This window comes from Amycolatopsis sp. NPDC024027, assembly GCF_040638975.1.
Taxonomy (GTDB): Bacteria; Actinomycetota; Actinomycetes; order Mycobacteriales; family Pseudonocardiaceae; genus Amycolatopsis.
Genome location: NZ_JBEZYY010000001.1, coordinates 297,056 through 319,686, shown reverse-complemented (window position 1 = coordinate 319,686; position 22,631 = coordinate 297,056). Strand labels below are relative to the sequence as shown.

The window sequence follows — 22,631 nt, the reverse complement described above, 5'->3', positions numbered from 1 at the left end:
GGACACCTCGGAGAGTGGCTATGTGTCGGCGGCGGCAACCGGGCATTCCCGCACGTCCGGGTGATTTCGACACCAGCGGACCGGTAGGGCGAGCGGTAGGGCTGGTGAAGCTGTGGCGCGCGCTCATCGACCGGTCCTCCGGACCCCGACCGGCCCGTCCGGCGGGGCCTCTCCGGCCCAGCGACTGAGTAACGCAGCGTCGATGACGGCCGGGTCGTCGCCGAAGCGCTCGGCGCTGGCGCGTCGCAGCTCGGCCGGATCACGTAGGGCGTCTGATAGCGCCGGTGTGACGACCTCGAAAGCAGCCTGCGTGTTCCCGTCCACCGTCGTCTTGACGGCGGCGTGATGCGCGCCGAGGGCCATCAGGTCATCCGGGGTGACCGGCTCGCCGAGTACCCGGGCCAGAGGTCGGGCGTCTTCTTCGGCCGGCCGGAAGACGACTTGCGTACCGAGGTTGGCGACAGCAGCGCTGCGCAGTGCGGGGGATAGCTGACCAAGGTTCTGGTGAGCTGCCACGAAGTTGACACCCGCGCCCCGGGCGCGGGCCAGCGCGTCACCGAAGTCGAGACCGGCGGTGAACGTGTGCCACTCGTCCATCATGACGGTGACGGGGCGGCGGAAGGCGGCGGCCCGGGTGGTTTGGCGCTGGACAAGGTGCCAGAGGTGCTGGAGCAACAAGCTGCCGAGCAGGCTGGTGGCTTCCGGCCCGAGCAGACCGGCGTTCAGGCTGACGAGCAAGATGGTGGGGCGGTCGAAGACCTGAGCCAGATCGAACTTTGGTGCCGGTTGACCGAGCAGGTGCCGGATAGCTGGCCGCGCGGTCCAGGCCGTGAGCTTGTTGCGCACCGGCATGATGACCTGCGTTCGCTGCTCGTCCGACAGGTTGTCGAACCAAGCCAGCCACGGTGAGACGGTCAGGGGATCGCCGACCTTGGCAGCGATCGTCCGGCGATAGCCCGGGTTACTCAAGATCGGTACAACATCGCAGAGCGTGCCGTCGTCCAGGCGCGCCGCCATGAGCAGAGCGTGCAGCAGCACGTCACTTGACCTCGGACCGATAGCCGAGCCAAATACGTCGCGCAGCAGGCCAAGTACGGTGTCGGCGCGGCGCTCGGCGTCGTGACGCGGACCGGCCAAGGGGTTGAACCCGATGATCGGCCCGTCCGTACCGGGCTCGATGATGACGACGTTGCCGTGATCGCCGAGCCGGGCCGCGATGTCGGTCACCAAGTCGGACTTAGGTTCCAGGACGACCACCGAGCCACCGGCCTGAGCCTCGCGGACTGCCCAGTGGGTCAACAGCGTGGACTTACCGCGCCCGATCGGCCCGATGACGTGGCTGCCCGTGGCATAACTGCGTCGGGGAAGCCAGACGCCCTGTCCGTGTCCGGCTGGGTGCGTGCTGATACCTACTGGACGGTCCGCGGTAGCCGGCCGGGGCGGAGTGGCTCGCAGCAGGCTGGCCGGAGCCGGAGCAAAGCGCCCGGCACCGCCCGACACATCGAGCCCGCCGAGGCACCAGCCCATCATGACCGCCAGCTCGGCGGCGTTGGCGATACCGGACCAGGAGCGCATCCGGCCCATGATCTGGTGCAACTGGGCAGCCGTCTTGCTCGATTGCGGACTGGCGTAGAGGCGGCTGTGCGACCCGCTAACGAGCGACAGCGCCGATACCGCCGGGCGCAGCAGCTCAGCTGCGCGCCGGGGATCACCGGCGACAGCCCCGCAGCGGCCGCGGATGCCGAAGAGCGGTTCGGCCAGCTTCTGCTTCCAGGCCCGTTGTTCGTCGCCGGATGGTTCTCGGCGGGTGGCGAAGCCGAGCAGTTCGAGCGGCGACTCTGGTACCGGCACCTGCGTCCTGGCTTGGGACGGGCCGACCACCCACTGCACGACAACGGCTTCTGCGCCGCGCAGCTGGCGTTGCGCCTGGAAGAGTCCGGCCGTCACAGCGCGGGCGGTGGTGACACGCAGCGGGTAGATCAGGCTGGTGAGGCGCAGCTCTCGCGCCGTCACCGGCGCTGGTCGAGCCGGTTGGCGGGCCTCCGTCAAGGTCAGCTGCGGCAGCTGGGCGGCCAATTCGCCGGGCAGCGTGCGGGCCAGCTGGGGTTCCACCCCGACGAGCCACTGCACACGGTCGGTGTGGAGCCAGACTTCGAACACGACGAGCGGTTGCAGCCGGCGAACGCCGTGATGGGGGCGAGCCGCGAGCACGCGCACCATCTGCGTCAGGTCGTCGAAAGCGGCGTCCCGCGGCGGCACGGCTTCAAACCACGTCAGCTCAATCATGGCGGGCCTCCTTCTGGGCACCGCCGCTGGCGGGTGGACTGGTCCGACGTTCAGTGGCCAGCTCGTGACGAGCCAAAGCAATGCAGGCGCGGGCCAGTACGCGAAGACTCGGGTGGGCGCGTTCTTGCGCCGTGACGTGTACCTCCCTGTTTGCGTAATAGTGAGACATAGAAAACCCTCCTTCCGGGACGCGCCCGGAACGAGGGTTCGTGTGCTTACATACCGAACAGAAACCGGCCTTGACGCTAAAAGTGTCAGGCGTTTCAATAAGGAAGCACAGTAGTACCCGTCCGCGGGCTATTGTGTGATTCACCCTGAGATGCGTTGTCGGTTCCGGCGTCGACTGCATGGAAGATGTTCACGCATCTTTCTTGCATAGTCGGGACCGCTTCGCACTCAGGCTTTTTATTATTCCGGAACTATACAATTACAAGCAAGCAACTTTTCCACATGTAAATCACCGACCGGCGGCCTGTTTTTCTAGAGAAACGCCAGAGGAAAGTTGACGAAAAAGTCTGTAGGGTAGCTCTCAATGGGTGGACAGGGCGCTGTCTTGAAGACTTGACACTGTTGACATCGACTGGGTTTTGCGCCTCTTGATGCTGCGACTGAGTTCCTTGAAGAACTCGACGTTCATGGCAAGCTCGGCGTTTTCGTAATGCTTGCCAACGATCTTCTTGCGCGAGTTTCTAGGCATAGCTGTCCTCCTTGTCGTTTAGGAGATTGACGCCGCGTCCGTTCGGGGGCGCTGATTTTCTAGCGCTTCACTACCGTGATAAGGATCGCCACCGCTAAGGCGAACAGCAGCAGCGGCACGAGCATGGCGGCGACCGGCTCGAACACGATGACGCCGACGCCGATGAGGGTGAAAAGGGCGAGCAGTCGCATCGGCCGCCGCTCGCCTCGACGACGCGTCATCGCCGCTTGCTCGCGATGGCCCAGCACAGCCCGGCCAGGATCAGGACGGCCGCGATGGGGCCGAGTGCCGGGCTCAAGATGCTGATGAGCATGCTCCAGCCCTGATCGAGCGCGTTCATCAGCACCGGCGGCAAGACCGGGCGCAACACGAGCTCGGTCAGGCGCATGACGATGCCGACCAGCAGCAGCCCGGCCAGGATGCCGAGGCACCGCCAGATGATCGTCACGAGCACAGGACGCATTACCGGCCTCCGGCCTGGCGCTGGCGGTCGGCCGCGTCAAGCAGGGCCTTGGCCTGCTGCCAGTGCATAACGGACAGCCGTACGCACTCGCGCAGCATCTGCCGGTCAGTGGCGGCGAGTTGCCGATAGATGCGCCAGCGTCGGCGAAACCGATCCCAGGCGTCCCAGGCCAGCATCCAGCCGATGAACAGCAGCACCAGGACGAACACGACGCCGAGGCCGGCCGCGACGTACAGCCAGGTCATCACAGCGTGCCCATCCTGCGCACGGTGGACCGGGCCACGTGTACGTAGTCGTCCACGAAGCCGGACAGGCGGTCCGCAATCACCGGGTCGCTGGCGGCCAGGCGTGCTTCAAGTGCCGACAGCAGCGAGGCCCGTGTCATTGCCTCAGCGGCGACGTAGGCGACCGCTTGGACGTGGGCGGCCCCCACCAGTCCGTTGATCTGCGGCTGATCGACCTCGGTCTGTACGGCCCGCGTCAGCCGCCGCCGTGGCGGCGTCAGCGGGGCTAGCTCAACGGCCTGCTTGGCCGGAACGAGTTCAGACATTTCCTCACTCCTCTCAGTGGAAGAAGCCCGACGTACCTCACGCCGGGCGCACGGCGGGTCAGTACGGCCGGTTGGCAATCAGGGACTGGTACGACTCCTCGATGGCGTCGAGCTGGTCCATCACGTCGGGGTGGAACTCGGCCGCCAGCGCGATCTGCCGCACGATCGCGCGCACCGGCTGCTCGACGACCTTCAGGACCCACAGGCCCCAGGTCGTACGTTCGCGCGGCACCGTCATGTCTTCCGCCAGCCAGTCGGCGGCGGACGGCCAGTGGTCCAGCTCCCAGTCGAGGTCGAACGTGCCGTGGTCATAGAGCTTGAGCACGTTGGCCCAGGCCTGGTCGAGCGCCGACACCTGCTCACGTGCCGACTCGCCGTACACCTGCATGAGGCGGGTGCCGACGAGGCTGATCTCGTCCCGCAGTACCGCGATGTTCCTGGCCCGGTACACCCGGGAATCGATCTTCGTCATCTGTGCTCCTCACTCAACCCGCATCTGGCGGGACGGCCCGAGCGGCCGCACCCTTAGGTCTAAAGGGGTCATTCCTCACGTAACTCCGGACGCGAGTCCGCATTAGCGCAGGTCAGGGGACGGGAACCGGTACTAAATAACAAGTTGGTCACGGGTGACGGGGCGTCCATGAGATGATGGAGGGCTCTACGGAAGGAGCGGAGGTGACGCCTAGCGCAGCAACGACACAAACCATCAATCAAGTGTTGAAAACGAGAGTCAGTAGCGCTTGATCTGCTCCCACAACGATTCCGCTAGTACGGAGGGAGGTGCATCAAATGATTTGTAGTTCCATCGTCGTTGTCGGTCCTTATCCGCAGCGGCAGACTCGTGAGCATCCGGTCGAAAAAAGAAGCGGCTAACGGGTGCGTGAAGGAAACACCTGAGTGGGTTACAGCACAAGTGGCCAACCTGTTTGACAAGGAAGGAATGGGTGTAAGTCAGCTTCGTGGCAGTGAAGCACGCGAACTTGTGCGGTTGATTTGCCCAGCAGGTCGGTTCCCTGGAAAGTCGGAACAGCAGTTAGCCGACGAGTTAGGCGAAGAGCTTCTTCGCCTGTTGCCGGAAGTGGCGACGGTGCTTGTGGCTCACATCATGACACGGTACAGAAAGAAATCTCGCCGGGAGCTTCGTGGCGATATTCACGCGGCAGCGAAAGAAGCGTTGCTGATCTTGTTTGGCCTCCGTGGCAGCGCATCTGCTAACTTATCGTCCGCAGATCGCCGAGATAAGGCGACCGGGCGGCTGCGACGAGCTGGTATCCATATGGAGCCCGAAACGTTCAGCAAGAACTATCAAGACGCCTGCATTGAGGCTCTGGGCAATTGCCTCTACGAGCTAATTAAATAGAATGCCTAGAGGTAGCCCCGCGACGCCAACCGGCATCGCGGGTTTTTTTGTGCCGTTGACTATTGACTGTAGCGGTTGAATGTGTATAAATAACTGAGTTCGAGTCAATGCTCAAACTCTCTGGTTTCGACGGATGCACACTGTAAGTCATTTCTGATTTGCAGTGAACATCACCCGACGCTAGGGGGTACCTTGGGATACATAGACGATCACCGGCCGCCCGAAGGCTGGCCGACCGACACACCCGAATGGTTTGAGGAGCAGGCTACCGCCTTGCTGACCAAACTACTGGAGCACGGCGCCCAAGCGGATTGCATCCTCCAGGATGCGCCTGAGTTCGTGGATATCTTTGTGGCTCCGGAGTCGCATCCGAACTTGAGTCAGCCAGAGCGGGCGCTAATCTTGGGGCGAAAGCTGCTGGCCGCCATGCGTCGCTGCGCCTACCGGTCCCGCAGATACCGCGGGATGGATTCAGTACTCTTTGGCCTTTCTGGCCCAAGTCACGTGCGCCGTGCTTCATTGAAGGAGCGTAAGGCGGCAGCCGCTCGGCATTGTGACATCAAACCGGAAAGCTTTGGCAGACGCCATATAACCGCTTGTATCCAGTCCATCGCCGTAAACTTCGAGCAAATTGAGCGTCCCAGCGACTACGAGCTGTCTGACCCGAAACTCCGCAAAAGAAGAGAAGTCGAGCAAGCAAGGATCTATAAGGGATTCGAGCGCCCACTCGTAGACTAGCCTCGCTTCAAGCGTTCACCATCATTCGCCCAACCGATACCGGCTGGGCTTTTCTATACCCCGAAAACCACGGCCGTCCCCGCTCGTCCGCCTCACACGGTATGCCCCGCTCGGCAAACCACGCTTCCCCTGCCGCCCGCGTCTCCCGTGTCGGCGTGACGTATGCCCGCCCGTCCTCGTCCTGGCAACAACTCTTCGTCTCGCGCGCCGCCCATAGCTGCACCAGCAGCTCGGCCAGCTTCTCGTCCAAGCAGGCGGCTTGCCCGTGGGCCTCGATATGCTGCTGCGGATGGCGGACGTGCGTCAGCGAGCCGTTGACGCTTTGGCGCGTCTCGCACAGCGGGTACGGCCCGAGTCGGACGGTCATGCATCCGCCGGCTGTTGCTATGTGATTCCTTCCGGCTTCGTGGCGGTGGCGAGGAACTGGTGCAGGCTCCGGCTGGCTGCTACCCGTACCCGGACTTTCATTTCAAAGGATGGTTGCTTAAGTCGGGTTATGATCCATATCTCGGGTTGTTCGCGCGCGTGTAGAGATCATCCGTCGGGGTAGCTCTCCGAGGTTGTCAGTAAGAAGCTGCATCTGGGATACGCTAATCGGATCACGTTCGTCGCACCTGCGGAGTCTTGGTGTACTTAAGCAGCGCCCCTCGCTACCCTAACGTACGAGCCTTGAGGTGCTGCTCCGCCGCCACCCAACTTTCCCCGAGTTGGGCTTTCTATTTGCCTTGGGTGGGATGCTCACGACAGACTGTCCGCCGTCGCCTATGTCACGCCAGTAGGCTTAATCGCCGTCGTCAGGAACTATCTTGATCCTTCCCCTCTGGGCCCAGAGCGATTGGGCTGGCTGCCAGTCAGCGAGGATAGTTGGCTTCAGACATGGAGCACCTAGTACCGTCGGGGGCCTTATGCTTCGGAAACTTCCCGTTCTTATTTAGCGTGAGCGGCCTGCGTCCACAACAAGGGCAGGTCTGCCTGCTCCTAGGTCGAGTGCACTTCCATCTGAGTTGACTGTCGAGCGTGTAGCGTGTTGTTCCAGAGCCAGGGCATTCCTTTTGCTCGCCGTGAACAAAATAGCGGGTGGTGGATTCTCCATAATGCTTCGGCAGAGTCTTGTCCTTATTCAGGGACACCCGTAGACAGCACCTGTCGCAGTGCACCATACAGGTTCACACTCCTTTCGCCTCGCACTCGGTCCGTGCCACCAGCACACCAGTGTCGTCGGCGGACATGGCTTCGATCAAGGGAGCACCTGGTTAGTCCTACAGTGGCAGTAACCACCCCGTGCCCGTCGCCGGATGCGCTACGACCTGTTCGCCTTCCAGCTTGACTAAGATACTGAAGTCCTCCGGGCGGGGCTGTTGGAGATGCAGCCACTGCTCGTGTGCGGCCGCCAGCTCGTCCCACAGACGCCGGTCACTGCCCTGTGTGACCTCGCGCTCGGCGGCCGGATCACCGGAGGTGGCCTCGACGCGCGCCCAGGCCCCGGTGTGGGGGTCGGTGAGGCAGAAGTGCATCGGGCCGTCCGTGACCTTGACATACCCGGACTCGGTGCCGGGCATGGCCAGTTGGGCGAAGAATGCGAACACGCGCCCGCCCTCGCGCAGTTGCCCGCGAAGGCGCCACGGAGGTCAGTGAGGATGGTCCCGCCGGGCCGGACCTGCTCCAGCCATGGTCGCGGACCATGCGCCGGTTGCGCGCTGCGCGGTTCATGAGCGCACCTCGAAGGCAGGCTCCTGCCCGCGCGGGCGGAGGCTAATTCCCGCGCGCAGCAGCATGTTCCGCGTGGCGCTGTAGCTGAGTCCGAACTGCGCCCCGGTGGCTCGGATTGATAGCCCGCTCTGGTACGTCTCGACCAGGCCGGGAGGCGTCGGCTGCACCTGCCGCTGTTGCGGGCGCATAGTGACATCAGCATCAAGAAGGCGACTGCGAACCTGGCGGTACGACAAGCCGCATGTGGCAACGATTTCCTCAACGGTCCGGCCGCTCGTATAGGCAGCAATGATTTCGGCGTCGCTCGGTTCGGTCGATGAGGTCAAGTTCGGCATGGTGACGAGTGGTCACTCCTTGTCGAGGTCGCGCAGCCCCTGAAGCACGCGGGCCGCGAGATCAGCGGGCGGTGACGAGAGCGAGTGGCGCGGGTACGGCTTGGGCTTGCCGACGTACGGCCGTGTTCGTTTCGGAAGTAGCGGTGGTAGTTCCACGGTGGCCTTGTCGGCCGGGGCCGGCTGAATGACAGGCAGGACTTCAGTGGGGGCGTTGGCGGCTTCGGCTGCGGCGTTCTCGCGCTTGACCCGCCCTCGGATACCAGCCACTGTTCGTTCCGGCTGGGACCGGACCCGGCGGTTGTGCCGGGCGTCCGAGACCAGCAGCACGATCACCAGGACTACCGGAATGGCGATGACGACCAGGACCGCCAGCACCCCGGCGTTCACGACGCTGGCGGCTCGGGGGATTCGGGCTCGTCGGTCGAGGCCGGCGGGACGGGTAGCTTGTCGCCGTACAGCTCCAGTACTTCGGCGAGCGCTCGGAGCAAGCCGCTGACTTCCTTGAGGTCGCCTCCGCCGAGGGTTCCGGCTTCGAGCTGTACGGCGGTCTGTAGCAGCTCCCTGCCCGTGTCTCGGACCCGGTCGGCGAGCGTAAACAGGTCTCTCGGCTCCTGCTCGTCGGCGTGACTGGTCAAGAGGCTGGCCAAGCCAATAAGCAGCCCGGCGAACTCGCGCTGCTTTTCGGCGGCCATTGCTTCAGTCAGGAGTTCGGTCGAGACGCGCGGCAAGTGCTTGTTGACGGCCCCGAGCGCGCGTACAAGGTCGGCGGTTTGGCGCTTCATGCCAGCGCCTCCCCGGTCCGTCGCCCCACGGCGTGGACTTCGGCCCTCGCCTCAAGCGCGAGCTGTTCGCGCATGGCCGTTTGCAGCAGCTCGTTCAGGGCCAGGTGCTTTAGGCTCGGTACCACCACGTGTCGCGCGTCAGCTCGGACCAGTTCGGTGACGAGTTCGTCGAAGCCTTCCCGCGAACCACAGTCGAGTTCGAAGAAGAAGCTGACGAAGTACAGCCCCTTCGATTGGGCAAACCGGATAACTGCCTCCTCGACGCGGCGCACCCGGTAGTCCGGCACGTCGGCGGGAACCCGCATGTAGCCGTAGGCCAGCGGGTCGGTGACAAGACTGGTCGGCTCGTCACGCAAGGGTGCGGTCAACGGGTCGGCTGGTAGCGAGATGAGCGAGGCGGTCGTCATGCGGTCGTTCCCGGGTCGTCGGAATTGGTGGACGGCACCCCGACGGCCGGGGCCAGCACCGGGGAACGGGGGGTCGTGCGTGCGGGAGTTCGCCCGGGCCTCGGAGGCGAGAGGCGGTCAACCGGTCGCCGGGGTGCCGAGAACATGACCTTGATCCAGGGCCTGGCCCCTGGCCAGGGCGCGAATTCGGCACGGTTCTTGCATCCGGCCGTCTGACCTGCGGTAATGTGGTGATCTCGTGGCGTAACCGAGGGAGACGATCATGGGTGGCCGACGCATCGGGCTGGCACGGGCCCGCAAGGCGGCGGGCTACACCCAGGAGACGCTTGCTTACGCGCTCGACATCGATCCCGCCACGGTGAACCGGTGGGAGCGCGGAGCGACGGAGCCACTCGTGTACACGCGGCCGAAGCTGGCCAAGCTGCTGCGTGTCAGCTGTGAGGGGCTGGAGGAACTGCTTCAGGAAGGCACCGCCCATGGTGTCCCGCAGTCTGGACAGCCGGCGGCTCGAACGGGTGGCGACCTCGTACCGGTTATGGTTGAAGGACAGACTGTTTGGCTGCCCGTCGACGCTGATGCGTTGGCGGCAGCGGGTCACCTCAGCGTGCTTCCCGCAGCGGCAACGGTGCCTGACGGCGAAGCGACGCCTTCAGCTGCGACTGCGGATGGGGACGCCATGAGTCCACTCGGCCGCCGTTCGCTGCTCAAGCACGGCTTAGCAGCTACGGCTCTTCCGGCCCTTGGCCTCGATGAACTCGGGCGCGTCGCCGAGGCCATGGCGGATGCTCGCCGCTACTTCGACGGCCCGGTGCTCGACTACTTCGGCCGCCAACTGGCCGCCTGCAAGACCGACGACGGCACGCTCGGACCGGCCAAGACCTTGCCACTGATGCTCGGATTGGTGGGCGCGATTGAAGAGCACGCTCGCGACGTCAAGCCGAACATCCGCCGCGACCTGCTCCGGCTCGGGGCAGAGGGTGCTGAGTTCGCGGGCTGGCTCTTCCGCGACGTGCGCGACTTCGGCCGGACGCTGTTCTGGTACGACCGGGCGATTGAGTGGGCGCAGGAGGCGAACGACCCGGCCATGCAAGGCTACGTCCTGCTCAAGAAGTCACAACTGGCCTTTGACCAGCGCGAACCGCTGCGAATGTTGACGCTAGCCCAGGCCGTGCAGCGTGGGCCATGGTCCCTGCCGACTCGCGTCCAGGCGGAGTCGGTGCAGCAGGAGGCGCGGGCGGAGGTCATGCTCGGCGCGACCGCCGACGCCGTGGCGCCAAAGCTCGACCAGGCCCGTCAGCTGCTGGGGGCTCGCGACGACGGGGCGTCGACGCTGGGAGCGCACTACAACGACACGTTGCTCACCATGCAGACCGCGATCTGCTACACCGAGGCCGGGGCACCGCGGCGGGCGGTGGAGTTGTACGACGAGTCGCTAGTGGAAGACCGGTTCTCGCCGCGTGACTACGGCTTCTTCCTGTCGTTGCGGGCCGGATCGCTGGCGCTGGCCGGTGAACCCGACGAGGCCGCCCGGACCGGCGTTGAGTCGGCCGCTCGGGCCGACAGCACCAGCTCCCGGCGCACGAAACAGGAGCTGGTCCGCGTGCTAGAACACCTCCGACCCTGGACGAACCGTCCGGCCGTGACGCAGCTGCGCGAGGTCGTCGCCAGCTAACCCGGTGGGCGTTAGTCGGCGGTCAGCCAGTTACGGACGGCGGCGATGACCTCAGCCTGCCAGGCCTGGCTCTGCGGATCGGCATACGTCGGGTCGTCGTGAACGGCGAGGCCGTGCTGCGCGCCCTCGAGCTCCAGCAGCCGGTGCGGGGCGGTCAGCCGGCGATCTGCGTCCCGCGACGACTTCACCGGGATGAAGGTGTCCTTGGTGCCGTGCACGATGAGCGTGGGAGCCTCGATATCGGCCAGAGCGCCGCGGGCATCCAGCCAGAAGACCTCATTGAGCAGGGCGCGGCTCAGCTTGAAGCTCGGCGAGTGCGGCAAGAAGCCCTGCTCGCTCAGGTCGCGCGCGGCCGCGTCGGTCAGGTAGTCGTCTTGCCAGAAGTCCTTCTGGTCCACGAACCGCTGCTTGTAGTCCAGCAACGGGTTGAACAAGACCAGTCGCCCGACGTCAGCTGGACGTCGGGCGGCGTAGTAGGCGGCCAGGCCACCCGAGAAGCTGGCCGCCACCAGCGCCGCCGACGCCAGGTTGGTCTCCCGGCAGAGGTGAGCCCGAGCAGCCCGGATGGCGTTCAGAACCCCGGCGAGCGACAACTCCTCTTGACGACCTTCGCTCTCACCATGGCCGGGGAGATCGAAGCGGAGTGACGCTACGCCACCTTCGGCCAGGCCGGCGGCCAGTCGGGTGAAGAAGCCCGCCTCATGGCGCGTGACGCCGCCACCATGCACGAGTACGGCGGCGTGATGGGGTTGGCCGTCTGGCTCGACAAGCGTGCCGACCAGATTGAGGCCGTCTGGCGTGCGGATGGTGGCGCTGGCAGTTCGTGACACGACAGCTCCCAGGATCGTAGGTCACCCTTATGATCGCAGCTTGCCTGCACGTGTGCCGCGCTTGCTACTGGCGTACGCGAGCTAGAGCGAGCAAGGTCACCAAGGCACGAAACCGTAATAGATGACTCTGCTGCCTGCGGTTACCACCGATGGAGGGGCCCAACTCAGCGGTGCACGCTTGCTCGTTAGAGAAATCCCAGGACAACGGCCAGTGGGCCTCGAGTTTTCAGGGGTTCCACCATTCGAGTGATCTACCAGGATAGCTCCATTGGAGGTTGACCGAGGTGTAACAAGGGTCTGTCAGCGATCGACTGTCGTTGAGCATGACGGGCGAGCTCGTTGAGGCCAGGGAGGGACAGTGAGGTTGCGTCGACTTTGAGCCGACACGGCGTGGCCGCCTGCTCGTGCAACGCTGAGGGCGCTAGCATTGCCTAGTCGACGATATAGGTCGATAATTGTAGTGTTCTTGGTTCTATGATTAACGAAAGGGTCGGCATGGCGAACGCGCAAAATCTGACGATTGTAGCAGGGGCCTCCATGGCTGGAAATGGTGTAGCGATCGCGAAACAGTTGATTAACTCGGGCCGCAACATTGTTGCATTGTGCGATCAGCTCGAAACCGAAGCCCTCGACCAGTTTCAAGCGCAATTTGGTGATAAGTGTCAGATTGTTTCTGTCGACTTTGGTAGCCGCGAATCTCTCGCCTCAGTGGTCAGCGATCTCGGTGATTCCTCGATTGAGGCTATTGTCTATGCTCAGTTCTACTTTTTTATGGAGAACCCTGCCTCGTTTGACTTCGATGAGTGGGACCGTAGTATTGTAGTTAATCTTACGGCGCCGAATTACTTGGTGAGGTCTCTGCAGAAGAACCTCGTCGATAGTTCATCTATCGTCACGGTAACTTCTACCGAAGCATTCATGGGCTCCTTTGGGGCATCCGCCTACGCCGCCACCAAGGCTGCAATTCACAACTTGACTAAGTCATGGGCTAACACTCTGGGGCGCGGGAACGTGCGAGCCAATGCCGTGGCCGCCGGATGGATCGGCGGAGTCATGGATACGGACGAGGTCTTCAATAAATCGCGCGATATTACGCCCCTGGGTCGTCTCGGTGGCGCAAACGAGGTCGCCGAAGTTGTTGAATTCCTACTGTCGCCGCGGAGTTCGTTTATTTCTGGCACGACCGTCACTGTTGACGGAGGCTATAGTGGGGTCGACGTAATTTCGAAATTTGAATTCGAGTCCTCGAAGAATGACTAGAAATCGAGTCGACAGACCGATGGGAATACGTATCAATGCAACGATTTGGCTGGTATTCATTTGACATAAGTAGCATACTGCCGTCTGGCTGGAGTAAAAAACTTATATCCATTGGACTTGGCAATTCAGACGTTGTGTTAGTGGAGCCTACTTCGGTAACGTCACGCGAAGCGGGAGACATCGGCACCTTAGAGACCGTAACTGTGCCAGGTGATCGACTGTACGAACTTGCACCATGGTTGGTTGAACTCTACAGAGGACTATTCCGTGACCTCGGCCAGCAGCTCGTCAAGGAGCCGTTAGCTTGCGCCGAAAGTGATCTCTATGCAGTTGTGCTTAACGTGCAATACGGCGAGGTGATGCGTTATGAGTGTCACGTCGATAGCAATCCCCTGCAAGGTCTGCTGTATGTCACGACTCACACACCTGGAGATGGAGGTGAATTGGTTGTCGGTAACGTGGCGAACGCCAAAAGTGTTGAGGAAGTTGACGCAGACTGTTCAATCATATATCCGGTGGCGGGTCACTTACTGTTCTTCGATGGTCGTGAGCATCCGCACTACGTTCGAAGCCTAAAAGCAAGTGACGCCGTTCGAGTAGTGGTCGCAATGAACTTCTACACTCCATCGTCGCCGGAATCGCGACGGCCGAGAGACCTAAATTCTCATTTATTCGGTCGGTCGCTGGGGAGCTGACGCAGTTGAGCAATGCAGGGTATTCAAAGCGGTCGCCGACGATTCGTAGCTGGCCGTGGCTTGAGGCTGCAATTGCTCTTGTCGTGGGCTTAGTAATGTTCCTGATCAACAAGAAGGATTTAGCTCAAGTAACTTGGACAATCGGTGCATTTCAGAGCTTTGGTCGCTTGGCTTATTCTCGTCTACTGGCAAGCGAACTTGAGCCGATAAGAAAGATGGCGGAGGTCGTGGACCTCAATGCAACCTCCGACCTTGACAACATTAGAAATCTCTCCCGGCTCTACACCAACATTACTGAACCTGAGTTCAATGAAGTCAAGGAATTGGTTGTACAGAACGCAATCGCGCGACTACAGAAGCTTGCAAACGAGAAAACCTCGGATGACTTGGCTTCGGGTGAGTACTATGCTTGGCTTCTTCCGCGAATAGAGCAAGTCGGTAGAGGGGAGGAGATTTGGGCTGTATCCATGATGCTGGATTCTGAATGGGATGACTCTCCAAGCGAACAGCGTTTCCTGGAATCAAATATCAACGCGGCAAAGAGGGGTGCTGTAGTCAATAGAATCTTCGTAGTTTCAGAGCAGGCAATCCCCGGACTTCGTGAGAATAAGGGTATCCGGGCGCATCTGGTGCGTACTCGCGGCGGTGGACTAAATGGGTTCATTGTGCATAGAGAATTCCTTCAATTAAGGGACCCGGGCCTCCTTCGTCAGCTTGGCGAGGGCCTAATCGCCTTTGGTGCTAGGGTCGCGGTCATAGACGCGACTTCTTCGGAAGGCCTGATACGTGGGCGCGTTACAATGAACCCGACAGAAATCGCAGCGCTTCGAAGAATGTTTGACGCCTTGCGCTCGCATGCGAACGAACTTGCGAATGAAGTTAAGCTGTAGTGCGTCGGCCTCGTTATTGTCCAATTTGGTGCAATAGATGCTAGCGGTCTGGTGTTTGATGGAGTAATAATACGCCCATTGATAGTAGTTTGGCACCAAGCGTCCACTCGATAGGAAGTCGGGACGCCGGACCTGCCGAGAGTTGTAGATCCTTCGTGTCCAATAGGTGAAGGATGAATCCTTCTATTGCTGTTTTGGTTCGCGCTAAGTCTGCAATGAGGTTAATTGTCTGCTGATCCACTGGAACGCCTTTGTGTCTGCCGAATCCGAAGGTGGCCCCAGCAAAGCATGTGAAGCTGTATTGCAACAGTGCGTAAACCTTGCAGCTTCTAGGCGTGAACCTTGCGCTCAGGCTCCCTACGTGCACAGACGGGTTAACTTGGTCTATGTGGACGTAGGGATCCGACGAGGTGTGTCGTTCGAATATTTTCTGGTGTGCTGCTCAGGAAGTGCTGGTTATCCTTGTCGGGAGTCGGCGACTTGCGCCGGCGCCTAGGCGGCCGCCAGTACCGCACTCCGAGCAGTTCTGATCAGAGCGTGGAACCTCATATATGGCCCGATCGCGAACTTCTGGCGCAGTGGGATGGAACCTCATCCAACGTTCTACATAGCCTTCAGGCACCAGGCTCACAGTTGACATGAGGTAATTGTCGACGGCGTGAGCGGCGGCTACTGCGTTGAGCGTGATGACGCTGGGCGCGTGTACGTCGACGTCGTCGACGTAGCGTTGCTGTCGTCGCTGCTCCGGGGTGAGCGCTTCTTCCTGCAGCTTGTTCGGTTTGATCAGCTCGTTGCACCACAGGCAGCTCACTCCCGGAGTCAGCGGTCGAACTACGCTAAACACCTCGGTCACGCTCCCGGTCTGGTCCAGCTGTACCTTGGCGCCCACTTGGACGGCCGGGATCAGGTACTGGTGGACGAGAGCGTTGACGACGAGACGCGCTTGCATCGAATCGGCGGCCAGAAACACGTAGTCGCAGTCAGTGAGGCTGGCGGCGACTGTGTCGAGGGTGACGTCACTGCGGATGGCGTCGAACTTGATGTCCGGGTTGGCCTGTCGCGCGACCCGCCGGGCGATGTCGACCTTGGGCGTTGCCAGCCGCTGGCCGAGCCTGCGAAGAAGTCGGGGCCGCCCCGACTTGGTCAGCCAGGGCAGCGCGTCCCGGCGGCGGCTGCCGACCACACGAGGCACGTTGCTGATCTCGACCCGATCGGGGTCGACGACGACGAGGTGGCCGACGCCGAGCCGGGCAAGGTACTCGTTTATGAGGGAGCCTGCGCCACCGACACCGATGATGCCGACCTTCTGGTCGGCGAGGACGGCCTGGCCACGATCACCGAAGAGTCGGCTTTGGCGGTCGTAGGTGGGGTCGGCGGCCGGCCGCGGGGCGGGCGCAGACTGCAGGACGCGTCGGTGGCCACCGTGGAATACAGTCGTGTCGAGTTCGATGCGGCGGCCGTCTTGGAGCCAAATGTCTCCGGCTGCGGCGTTGCGGGCGAAGACGAGGCCACCCACGGGATGGTGTTCGAGATTGTCGAGCAGCGCCGGGTATCCCCGTTCGTGCGATGCCAGGTCGTCGCGGGAGAAGTCGACGTGGTCGGTGCCGCCGTGGCAGTGCACCGCGAAGTAGGCGAGCCCTTCGCGTTCACAGTCTTTGATGCGGTCGCGGATGAATGCGGCCGTCAGCATCCGATAACCCCGTTTGCCGGGAACGTAGTCGACACCGTCTTTTGCCAGGTAGAGCCGTCGCGCGAGGAAACGGGTGCCCCTCTGGGTCTCCACCACGGTGGCTCCAATGACGGCGCCGTGCTCGTCACCGTCCCCAGGGAAGAGGTGACTGAACAGCTGCTCGGCCAGGGCCGGCGGGACATGGAGGCTTGCTGGAAGTGTCATCGACTGCGTAACCATGTCAGCACTTTCTGTAGTTTGAGCAACGCAGTGTCTGTCTCGGGGTTCAGCTTGTTTGACCGGCGTGAGATCTGGATGGCGGGCCGCTCCTCGAACGGTGTCGGAGTGGTCCCTTCGCCCAGCGCGGCTCCATCGACGCGCGTGAGGTCGGGCCGGACGAAATGCGGGTACACATCGGAGTACGGGTACTGGAACGTAATCCGGAACCCGATCCAGGTCTCGCGCTGCTGGTACTGGGGGCCGGGGTCCACCGGGCTGACGAAGACGACGGCGCCTCCGTCAGCCTCTTCGGTGACCTCGACGTCAGCCTCGGGAAATCCCGCGCGGATTTCCTCGATGGCTTGGGTGACTTCGGGGGTCATCTTGATGCCCTCGGTCAGGAGTTGTCGTCGTCGGCGATGGCGGTGAACTTGGAGTGCTTGGTCACCGTGACCACGTCACCGTTGCCGATGACCTTGGTTTCGCCCGACGGCAGCTCCTCCGACAGGATGAAGTCGACTTCGATCTTCACGCCCTGGGCGATGGCTGCCTGCTTGATCTCCAGGCCGGTGACCCGCGGCCCCTTGACCTCGACGGGCTTCTTGTTGACGCGGATCTCCACGGTTCGGCCGTGGGCCTCGACCTGCTGTTCTAGTGTGCTGGACATGATCTCTACCTCCATAGTTAGCGTTGTGCAATCGGTGTCCGATTGCTATAGTCGAACTGTATCAACTAAGGCTGTCGATTGCAAGATCGCAATCGACTGGAGGTGACATGGTCAAGAAGGGATGGTTCGACGCTGAGGCCTTCTATGCAGCGCTGGACAGCGTTCGGCAGGCGAGAAAGCTCAATTGGAAGCAGGTGGCCGGCGAGTCAGGGGTGAGCGCCTCGACGCTGACTCGGATGGCGCAGGGCAAGCGACCTGATGTGGATGGTCTCGCTGCTCTCGTGGCGTGGTCTGGGCTTGACGCTGACGACTACGTCCGGTCGGAGGAAGGTCGGCCCGAACCTGAGCCGCTAGCGATGATCTCTACCTACCTGCGGAGCGATCGCAACCTGTCGAACGAGGCGGCGACGGCGCTCGACGAGATGATTAAGGCGACCTACGAACGGTTGCGGCACAAGGACTAGAACGCATGGGTTTCCGTCGCGGTTTCAAGACTGAAGCTAACTCCCGCGCACAGGAGGTGCGCCGGGAGTTGGGCCTCGGCGCACTGGATCGACTCGATCCCTGGGTGCTTGCCGAGCACTTGCTGATACCAGTGTGGCCTTTGTCGGTCTTGCAGGAGACGACACCATCGGTGACGCATCTGCTGGAAGTCGAGCCAGAAGTTTTCTCGGGGGTGACAGTCTTTCGGGGTCACAAGCGAGTCATTGTCCACAATGACAGTCACACTCCGCCGCGTCAGAACAGCGATGTGGCTCACGAGGAAGCCCACGCGCTCCTCTTTCATCCGCCGACACCCGCGATCGATGATCGTGGGTGTCGCCACTGGGATCAGGACCTTGAAGACGAAGCCTCTTGGCTCGGCGCGGTTCTCTTGGTGACTGAGGATGCGGCCTTGGAGATCGCGCGTGAGCGACGTTGGCGCACAGTGGAAGAAGCAGCTGAGCACTTCAGTGTCAGCGTTGAGATGATCAACTATCGGCTCAACATGACTGGCGCTAGAACGCGAGTGGCGCGGGCGCGGCGATCGTGGGGGCGCCGCTGAGCCACGTCTTCGTGCTGATCGAAGGTCGAGTGCGTACCGGGTCGGCTGGATGGTTCCAGCGCCCGCTGGCTTGTTGTCGCCGCTCTCGATGTCGGTGGAGGGATCGCCTTCGTAGCCAGAGGCTCTTATTTAGTTGTCTGGCTGAGTCGTTCGACTCTGAGTGCCATGCGCGTCTTCGATCGCTGTTGCAGTGCACTGGCCCGTAGGTCGAAATTGGCGAGCCACGGCATAGCTGGTAAGAAACTAACGTTTCGTGTAGCGCGATCACTCGAAAGTTGATGGCATCTTGTAACGCTGAGTGGCTATCCTGACGATGATCTAGTAAGAGCACCACATGATGGTGTGGCGCAAGATGAGCGACAAGCGTGAGCTGACACTTGAGCGGCGGCGCTTGCTTTAGTCGTGCAATTAGTCGTATAAGTGTGTTATTGCTAAGTGGGCGAACTGTGGTTCACCTGGAGGATTTTCAGTGAAGATTGACCGCTATACGACGCTTGAGCCGTACGTTGCCGATAACGAGGCGCTGCGCGAGCCGCAGCGGCTGGCTTACGCAGCGATTGCCTCTCATGACTTTTCGGCGGGGGATGGGCGTGAAGTCGGTATCATTCTGCCTGTCGGCTGTGGTAAGTCTGGCTTGCTGGCGCTGGCTCCGTTTGCTGTAGCGTCGAAGCGGACACTGCTCGTGGCGCCAAACCTCAACATTGCTGACCAGTTGAACTCCGATCTTACCCCGTCAAACCCGAAATACTTCTACTTGAAGCGTAAGGTTATGAGCGGTTCTGAGTTTCCGGAGCCGGCTGAGATTCGTGGAACGACGACCAATTTCTCTGACCTTGTAGACGCTGACATCGTCATCACAAACATTCAGCAGTTGCAGCGAGATGGTAACACCTGGCTGGCTCAATTCGACCAAGACTTTTTCGACCTCATCCTCTTTGATGAGGCTCATCACAATGTCGCGGACAGCTGGGAAAGTCTTCGCACCAAGTTTCCGGCAGCTAAGATCATCAACGTTAGCGCCACGCCGACGCGCGCGGATGGTCGGAAGATGGCTGGCAACATCATCTACAGCTACCCGATCTCAGAGGCGGTCAAGAACGGCTTCGTCAAGCGGGTGAACGGTCATCGGCTTAACCCTGGCACACTGACCTACGTGCGCCGGGATGGCGAGCAGGAGACTCTGGTTGGTCTTGATGAGGTGCGGCAGCGCGGGGAGGTGGACGCCGACTTCAGGCGAAGTATCGTCAGCTCGAAAGAGAGCTTGGTGACGATCGTTTCGGCTTCGATCCGTAAGTTGGAAGAGCATCGCGAGGCCACCGGCGAGAAGCGTCTGAAGATCATTGCCTCGGCTCTCAACATGGAGCACTGCATCCAGATCGTGACCGAGTACCGCGCGCGCGGCCTGCGGGCTGACTACGTGCACAGCAAGCAAGAGGGGCCAGTCAACAAGAAGGTCTATCAGAAGCTGGACAACGATGAGCTGGACGTCATCGTCCAGGTGCGAAAACTCGGCGAAGGGTTTGATCATCCGTATCTGTCGGTCGCTGCAGTCTTCAGCATCTTCGCCAACCTTGGTCCGTTTGTGCAGTTCATCGGCCGAATCATGCGGGTCATTCCCGACGTTGAACCAAGTGATCCGGTCAATGACGGGTTCGTTGTCTTCCATGTTGGCGGAAACATCACGGGAGTTTGGCATGACTTCGCGGCCTTTGCTGAAGCGGACCAGGAGTACTTTGCCAACCTGATTGATGAAGACCTGGTTGAGTCGGTGGGCGGCGAGGGTGACGGGAGCCGGCCGAGGCTGATTGATGACAGTCCCGATCCGGTCGTGACAGCACAGTCAGGCGTGACGTTGGAAGACATCGCGCTCCTGCAGGTCAGCCCCGAGGTTGCGGACGCATTGAGGGTTTTGGCGCAGAACGGTGTGACGACTGGTCAGCGGTTCGATGAGCTCGTCACCGTTCCGCCGACGAAGCAGGCTATGCGGCAGGCGAAGCGGAAGAAGCTGGATGACCTGATCAAGCTGCAGGTGGGGAGAATTCTCGGCGAGCGTGAGCTCTCGCCCCAGGGGCGCAAGCTTGACAAGACCAAGCGTGGCAAGACCAACTTCGAAGTCCTAAAGGCTGCTATTGATGTTGCGGTCAACAGTCAAGTACCGAGTGGGGCCGTCAAGCGCAAGGACTTCACTAACGACGACCTTGACCATCTGACCGACAACCTGCCCGCGATCTGTGATGGCGTTGAAGAGGAGTTGTTGCATGGGTAGTCAGAAGTCGCTCCTGCGAAGCCTTCGCGTCAGCCGGTCTGGCAAGCGGCACTCATGTCGGAGCAATCAACAACACGAATTACCCAAAGATGTCGTGATACTCGTCGTAAAGGATGATAGGGACAATCACTATTGCGCCGATTGTGCTGCCAAGTTCATCGCGACTGCTCGGCAGAAGCTGAACGAACTGGAGGCCGCACTGGCTGCGGGGTGACAGCGCACTACGTGTCGCTCAAGGTGGTATTGACGATATCCTTACGCCGCCTCCCGCCAGCGCGTAGTTGGATGCCGCCCCTGAGCAGGTGAGCACGGACAGTCGTATCACTCACCTTGTAGCGAGGGGCGGATTTGTAGGCCTACCGCTCCCGCCCCTGGGTGTCCCGTATTCGCACGCCGACCTCCAGGAGTCTTCGTCGCACCGTGTCGGCCGTCGTATCGAACTTCTCGGCGATCCGAGCGAGCGACCAGCCGGATCGGTAGAGTCTGGCGGCTTCGGGTACATCATCCGGATGGAGTCCGGGCGGCTTGGTGTCGATGCCTCGACCACGGAGACGCCTACCGACCGTGTCACGGCTGACGCCGAAGCGGGCGGCAAGCTCGCGGACCCGGTCTCCGGCTTGGTAGGCGGCTACGAGCTCATCAACTTCGGCCGGGTACAGCTGGCGGGCTGTCCGCCGGGCGGATGTGTGATGCGTGTCACAAATTGACAGGTCTGGCCACGTCTGGACGAGGTCAAGCATCCGCCGGACCGGCCGGGGAGACCTTGAAAGGGCCTCCGTCAGGCCCACGCTTTGGTGGCCCGTGCCCGCGGAGGGCGCGGGCCTTTTGCGTGGAGCTTCCTTGTTTTGTGGGGGTGCAACCCCCACGCCCCGCCCGGCGGGCTTCGCCCCCGGACCCCCGGTGGGTCACCTTGTCCGCGTAGGTCCCTATTAGGGGTGCACCAGTTCCTGGCTCCACTCGTGTCGCTGCTGGGTGTGCAGGTGCCAGTAGTGCTCCGCGATGTCTTCGGGGTCGAGCGCTGTGCCCGGGGCGATCGGGCCGTTCACGGTGACGGATGCGATGTGGACACCGGCTGGTCCGTATTGCTTGTCCAGCAATGTCACCAGTGCTCGCACTCCCGCCTTGCCGAGGGAGAGGCTCACGTACTCGGGGTTCGGGTCGGGCATTCCGCCGGTGATCAGGAACGAACCGCTGCCGCGGCGGGCCATTGCCGGGGCGATGTGGGCCGCGGCGGTGATCGCTCCCAGCACGTTGACCGCCCAGGCCTCCTGGTGCGCCGGTACGGACAGCTCGCCGGGCCGGTCCCGCTGGATGATCGCCGCATTGTACACCACGGCCTCCGGTAGGCCGAACTTTGCCGTTGCCGTGTCGAGTGCGGTTCGCAGCGCCGTTTCGTCGGTGCTGTCCGCGGTCAGTGTTATCAGCGGGACTCCGGCCGGAGCCAGGGCGTCGGCCAGTGTCTTCAGCTTGCCCTCGGACCGGGCCACCAAGGTGACGGGCAGTCCCTCCCGGGCGAATCTGCGGGCCACCGAGAGGCCGAGGCCCGGTCCCGCTCCGATGATCACCACGCCTGGCATCGCCGGCTCCTTCGTCTTCCTCCGTCACCGATGACAAAAGGCTAAAGTCTCACATCGGTGAGAAGGTCAAGGGGGAACGAGGGGTCCACGTGCGGATCGGCGCTTTGGCCCGGAGAACCGGGGTAAACGAACGGCTGCTGCGCTACTACGAGGAACAGGGCCTGCTCCGGCCGGCCCGGCGGGCGAACGGCTACCGCGAGTACAGCGAGCCCGACATCGTCACGGTCGTGCGCATCCGCGCCCTGCTCGCCGCGGGACTGCCCACCGCCGTCATCGGGCAGATCCTGCACTGCGTGCACACCGACGGCGGACAGCTCGTTCCCGAACCGTGCCCGGACATGGTCACTCACCTCCAGCGAGAACACGCCCGGATCGACGAGGCGATCGGGCAGCTCCGGGCCTCCCAGCGGGCCCTCGGCGCACTTCTCGCGGTCGCACAAGAACAGCACGACATGAGGTAGTGCGAGCGACGGATATTACTCGTGGGTAGCATATTCTCGGTGTATCGAAAAG

The 22,631-nt window shown here is 62.0% G+C and carries 27 protein-coding genes; 9 read left to right on the top strand and 18 right to left on the bottom strand.

Going from position 1 to position 22,631, the window contains the following annotated elements; all coding sequences use genetic code 11:
- Nucleotides 1-123 precede the first annotated feature (123 nt).
- The 7 genes from AB0F52_RS01475 to AB0F52_RS01445 form a co-directional block, all read right to left on the bottom strand.
- Nucleotides 124-2,286, bottom strand: coding sequence for a type IV secretory system conjugative DNA transfer family protein (locus AB0F52_RS01475; protein WP_360163392.1), 2,163 nt, complete (start codon nt 2,284-2,286; stop codon nt 124-126).
- Nucleotides 2,287-2,815: 529 nt separating this feature from the next.
- Nucleotides 2,816-2,983, bottom strand: a complete 168-nt coding sequence (locus tag AB0F52_RS01470) for a hypothetical protein (RefSeq protein ID WP_360163390.1) — start codon at nt 2,981-2,983, stop codon at nt 2,816-2,818.
- Nucleotides 2,984-3,042: 59 nt separating this feature from the next.
- Entirely contained in the window at nt 3,043-3,174 is a 132-nt protein-coding gene (locus tag AB0F52_RS01465) for a hypothetical protein (RefSeq protein WP_360163388.1), read from the bottom strand.
- 26 nt (nt 3,175-3,200) lie between these two features.
- A complete protein-coding gene (locus tag AB0F52_RS01460; protein WP_360163386.1) occupies nt 3,201-3,446 on the bottom strand; it encodes a hypothetical protein in 246 nt (81 codons plus the stop codon).
- Nucleotides 3,446-3,691, bottom strand: a complete 246-nt coding sequence (locus tag AB0F52_RS01455) for a hypothetical protein (RefSeq protein WP_360163384.1) — start codon at nt 3,689-3,691, stop codon at nt 3,446-3,448. The genes AB0F52_RS01460 and AB0F52_RS01455 overlap by 1 nt, the downstream gene beginning before the upstream one ends.
- The gene (locus AB0F52_RS01450; protein WP_360163382.1) at nt 3,691-3,996 is read right to left on the bottom strand and encodes a hypothetical protein; all 306 of its coding nucleotides are present in this window, start codon (nt 3,994-3,996) and stop codon (nt 3,691-3,693) included. Before AB0F52_RS01450 ends, AB0F52_RS01455 begins: the two co-directional genes overlap by 1 nt.
- 58 nt (nt 3,997-4,054) lie before the next feature.
- Nucleotides 4,055-4,468 (bottom strand): hypothetical protein, encoded by a 414-nt coding sequence (locus tag AB0F52_RS01445; RefSeq protein ID WP_360163380.1) that lies wholly within the window; start codon nt 4,466-4,468, stop codon nt 4,055-4,057.
- 369 nt (nt 4,469-4,837) lie between these two features.
- Here AB0F52_RS01445 and AB0F52_RS01440 point away from each other — a divergent pair, with 369 nt between their 5' ends.
- Nucleotides 4,838-5,356, top strand: a complete 519-nt coding sequence (locus AB0F52_RS01440) for a hypothetical protein (RefSeq protein ID WP_360163378.1) — start codon at nt 4,838-4,840, stop codon at nt 5,354-5,356.
- A 745-nt stretch (nt 5,357-6,101) separates the two neighbouring features.
- Here AB0F52_RS01440 and AB0F52_RS01435 read toward each other — a convergent pair.
- From AB0F52_RS01435 to AB0F52_RS01410, 6 genes are all read right to left on the bottom strand, one after another.
- Nucleotides 6,102-6,461, bottom strand: coding sequence for a hypothetical protein (locus AB0F52_RS01435; RefSeq protein WP_360163376.1), 360 nt, complete (start codon nt 6,459-6,461; stop codon nt 6,102-6,104).
- Nucleotides 6,462-7,353: 892 nt separating this feature from the next.
- On the bottom strand, nt 7,354-7,680 hold the full coding sequence (locus AB0F52_RS01430) for a hypothetical protein (RefSeq protein ID WP_360163374.1): 327 nt from the start codon (nt 7,678-7,680) through the stop codon (nt 7,354-7,356).
- 120 nt (nt 7,681-7,800) lie between these two features.
- Complete coding sequence (locus tag AB0F52_RS01425; RefSeq protein WP_360163372.1) at nt 7,801-8,130, bottom strand: hypothetical protein; 330 nt, start codon at nt 8,128-8,130, stop codon at nt 7,801-7,803.
- 21 nt (nt 8,131-8,151) lie between these two features.
- The gene (locus AB0F52_RS01420) at nt 8,152-8,526 is read right to left on the bottom strand and encodes a hypothetical protein (protein WP_360163370.1); all 375 of its coding nucleotides are present in this window, start codon (nt 8,524-8,526) and stop codon (nt 8,152-8,154) included.
- Complete coding sequence (locus AB0F52_RS01415; protein WP_360163368.1) at nt 8,523-8,921, bottom strand: hypothetical protein; 399 nt, start codon at nt 8,919-8,921, stop codon at nt 8,523-8,525. The genes AB0F52_RS01420 and AB0F52_RS01415 overlap by 4 nt, the downstream gene beginning before the upstream one ends.
- Nucleotides 8,918-9,328 (bottom strand): hypothetical protein, encoded by a 411-nt coding sequence (locus tag AB0F52_RS01410; protein ID WP_360163366.1) that lies wholly within the window; start codon nt 9,326-9,328, stop codon nt 8,918-8,920. Before AB0F52_RS01410 ends, AB0F52_RS01415 begins: the two co-directional genes overlap by 4 nt.
- Before the next feature lie 262 nt (nt 9,329-9,590).
- Between AB0F52_RS01410 and AB0F52_RS01405 the strand changes: the two genes are divergently transcribed.
- Entirely contained in the window at nt 9,591-11,000 is a 1,410-nt protein-coding gene (locus AB0F52_RS01405) for a helix-turn-helix domain-containing protein (RefSeq protein ID WP_360163364.1), read from the top strand.
- A gap of 11 nt (nt 11,001-11,011) precedes the next feature.
- Here the strand turns inward: AB0F52_RS01405 and AB0F52_RS01400 are convergent, their stop codons facing one another.
- A complete protein-coding gene (locus AB0F52_RS01400; RefSeq protein ID WP_360163362.1) occupies nt 11,012-11,830 on the bottom strand; it encodes an alpha/beta fold hydrolase in 819 nt (272 codons plus the stop codon).
- A gap of 474 nt (nt 11,831-12,304) precedes the next feature.
- Here AB0F52_RS01400 and AB0F52_RS01395 point away from each other — a divergent pair, with 474 nt between their 5' ends.
- Genes AB0F52_RS01395 through AB0F52_RS01385 form a run of 3 tightly spaced genes read left to right on the top strand, consistent with a single transcriptional unit; the run spans nt 12,305 to nt 14,675 of the window.
- Entirely contained in the window at nt 12,305-13,090 is a 786-nt protein-coding gene (locus tag AB0F52_RS01395; RefSeq protein ID WP_360163360.1) for an SDR family oxidoreductase, read from the top strand.
- A 35-nt stretch (nt 13,091-13,125) separates the two neighbouring features.
- On the top strand, nt 13,126-13,785 hold the full coding sequence (locus AB0F52_RS01390; protein WP_360163358.1) for a 2OG-Fe(II) oxygenase: 660 nt from the start codon (nt 13,126-13,128) through the stop codon (nt 13,783-13,785).
- Between the two features lie 5 nt (nt 13,786-13,790).
- Entirely contained in the window at nt 13,791-14,675 is an 885-nt protein-coding gene (locus tag AB0F52_RS01385) for a hypothetical protein (protein WP_360163356.1), read from the top strand.
- Between the two features lie 442 nt (nt 14,676-15,117).
- Here the strand turns inward: AB0F52_RS01385 and AB0F52_RS01380 are convergent, their stop codons facing one another.
- Genes AB0F52_RS01380 through AB0F52_RS01370 form a run of 3 tightly spaced genes read right to left on the bottom strand, consistent with a single transcriptional unit; the run spans nt 15,118 to nt 17,230 of the window.
- Entirely contained in the window at nt 15,118-16,584 is a 1,467-nt protein-coding gene (locus tag AB0F52_RS01380) for a ThiF family adenylyltransferase (protein WP_360163354.1), read from the bottom strand.
- Entirely contained in the window at nt 16,566-16,946 is a 381-nt protein-coding gene (locus AB0F52_RS01375; protein ID WP_013224019.1) for a hypothetical protein, read from the bottom strand. The genes AB0F52_RS01380 and AB0F52_RS01375 overlap by 19 nt, the downstream gene beginning before the upstream one ends.
- A 14-nt stretch (nt 16,947-16,960) precedes the next feature.
- Complete coding sequence (locus tag AB0F52_RS01370; RefSeq protein ID WP_013224020.1) at nt 16,961-17,230, bottom strand: multiubiquitin domain-containing protein; 270 nt, start codon at nt 17,228-17,230, stop codon at nt 16,961-16,963.
- Between the two features lie 107 nt (nt 17,231-17,337).
- Here AB0F52_RS01370 and AB0F52_RS01365 point away from each other — a divergent pair, with 107 nt between their 5' ends.
- The 3 genes from AB0F52_RS01365 to AB0F52_RS01355 all read left to right on the top strand — a co-directional run bounded on the left by AB0F52_RS01365 (nt 17,338) and on the right by AB0F52_RS01355 (nt 20,541).
- A complete protein-coding gene (locus AB0F52_RS01365; protein ID WP_013224021.1) occupies nt 17,338-17,694 on the top strand; it encodes a helix-turn-helix domain-containing protein in 357 nt (118 codons plus the stop codon).
- A gap of 5 nt (nt 17,695-17,699) precedes the next feature.
- Entirely contained in the window at nt 17,700-18,275 is a 576-nt protein-coding gene (locus AB0F52_RS01360; RefSeq protein WP_360163351.1) for an ImmA/IrrE family metallo-endopeptidase, read from the top strand.
- Nucleotides 18,276-18,744: 469 nt separating this feature from the next.
- Complete coding sequence (locus AB0F52_RS01355) at nt 18,745-20,541, top strand: DEAD/DEAH box helicase family protein (RefSeq protein ID WP_360163349.1); 1,797 nt, start codon at nt 18,745-18,747, stop codon at nt 20,539-20,541.
- Between the two features lie 929 nt (nt 20,542-21,470).
- Here the strand turns inward: AB0F52_RS01355 and AB0F52_RS01350 are convergent.
- The gene (locus tag AB0F52_RS01350) at nt 21,471-22,118 is read right to left on the bottom strand and encodes an SDR family NAD(P)-dependent oxidoreductase (protein WP_360163347.1); all 648 of its coding nucleotides are present in this window, start codon (nt 22,116-22,118) and stop codon (nt 21,471-21,473) included.
- An 89-nt stretch (nt 22,119-22,207) separates the two neighbouring features.
- Between AB0F52_RS01350 and AB0F52_RS01345 the strand changes: the two genes are divergently transcribed.
- Entirely contained in the window at nt 22,208-22,579 is a 372-nt protein-coding gene (locus tag AB0F52_RS01345; RefSeq protein WP_360163345.1) for a MerR family transcriptional regulator, read from the top strand.
- Nucleotides 22,580-22,631: the final 52 nt, after the last annotated feature.

Coding starts and splice junctions, on each gene's coding strand:
- AB0F52_RS01445 (WP_360163380.1), bottom strand. CDS start 4,468: ATGACGAAGATCGATTCCCGGGTGTACCGGGCCAGGAACATCGCGGTA.
- AB0F52_RS01390 (WP_360163358.1), top strand. CDS start 13,126: ATGCAACGATTTGGCTGGTATTCATTTGACATAAGTAGCATACTGCCG.
- AB0F52_RS01415 (WP_360163368.1), bottom strand. CDS start 8,921: ATGAAGCGCCAAACCGCCGACCTTGTACGCGCGCTCGGGGCCGTCAAC.
- AB0F52_RS01450 (WP_360163382.1), bottom strand. CDS start 3,996: ATGTCTGAACTCGTTCCGGCCAAGCAGGCCGTTGAGCTAGCCCCGCTG.
- AB0F52_RS01380 (WP_360163354.1), bottom strand. CDS start 16,584: ATGGTTACGCAGTCGATGACACTTCCAGCAAGCCTCCATGTCCCGCCG.
- AB0F52_RS01395 (WP_360163360.1), top strand. CDS start 12,305: ATGATTAACGAAAGGGTCGGCATGGCGAACGCGCAAAATCTGACGATT.
- AB0F52_RS01435 (WP_360163376.1), bottom strand. CDS start 6,461: ATGACCGTCCGACTCGGGCCGTACCCGCTGTGCGAGACGCGCCAAAGC.
- AB0F52_RS01370 (WP_013224020.1), bottom strand. CDS start 17,230: ATGTCCAGCACACTAGAACAGCAGGTCGAGGCCCACGGCCGAACCGTG.
- AB0F52_RS01365 (WP_013224021.1), top strand. CDS start 17,338: ATGGTCAAGAAGGGATGGTTCGACGCTGAGGCCTTCTATGCAGCGCTG.
- AB0F52_RS01375 (WP_013224019.1), bottom strand. CDS start 16,946: ATGACCCCCGAAGTCACCCAAGCCATCGAGGAAATCCGCGCGGGATTT.
- AB0F52_RS01455 (WP_360163384.1), bottom strand. CDS start 3,691: ATGACCTGGCTGTACGTCGCGGCCGGCCTCGGCGTCGTGTTCGTCCTG.
- AB0F52_RS01405 (WP_360163364.1), top strand. CDS start 9,591: ATGGGTGGCCGACGCATCGGGCTGGCACGGGCCCGCAAGGCGGCGGGC.
- AB0F52_RS01410 (WP_360163366.1), bottom strand. CDS start 9,328: ATGACGACCGCCTCGCTCATCTCGCTACCAGCCGACCCGTTGACCGCA.
- AB0F52_RS01465 (WP_360163388.1), bottom strand. CDS start 3,174: ATGCGACTGCTCGCCCTTTTCACCCTCATCGGCGTCGGCGTCATCGTG.
- AB0F52_RS01360 (WP_360163351.1), top strand. CDS start 17,700: ATGGGTTTCCGTCGCGGTTTCAAGACTGAAGCTAACTCCCGCGCACAG.
- AB0F52_RS01350 (WP_360163347.1), bottom strand. CDS start 22,118: ATGCCAGGCGTGGTGATCATCGGAGCGGGACCGGGCCTCGGCCTCTCG.
- AB0F52_RS01460 (WP_360163386.1), bottom strand. CDS start 3,446: ATGCGTCCTGTGCTCGTGACGATCATCTGGCGGTGCCTCGGCATCCTG.
- AB0F52_RS01475 (WP_360163392.1), bottom strand. CDS start 2,286: ATGATTGAGCTGACGTGGTTTGAAGCCGTGCCGCCGCGGGACGCCGCT.
- AB0F52_RS01470 (WP_360163390.1), bottom strand. CDS start 2,983: ATGCCTAGAAACTCGCGCAAGAAGATCGTTGGCAAGCATTACGAAAAC.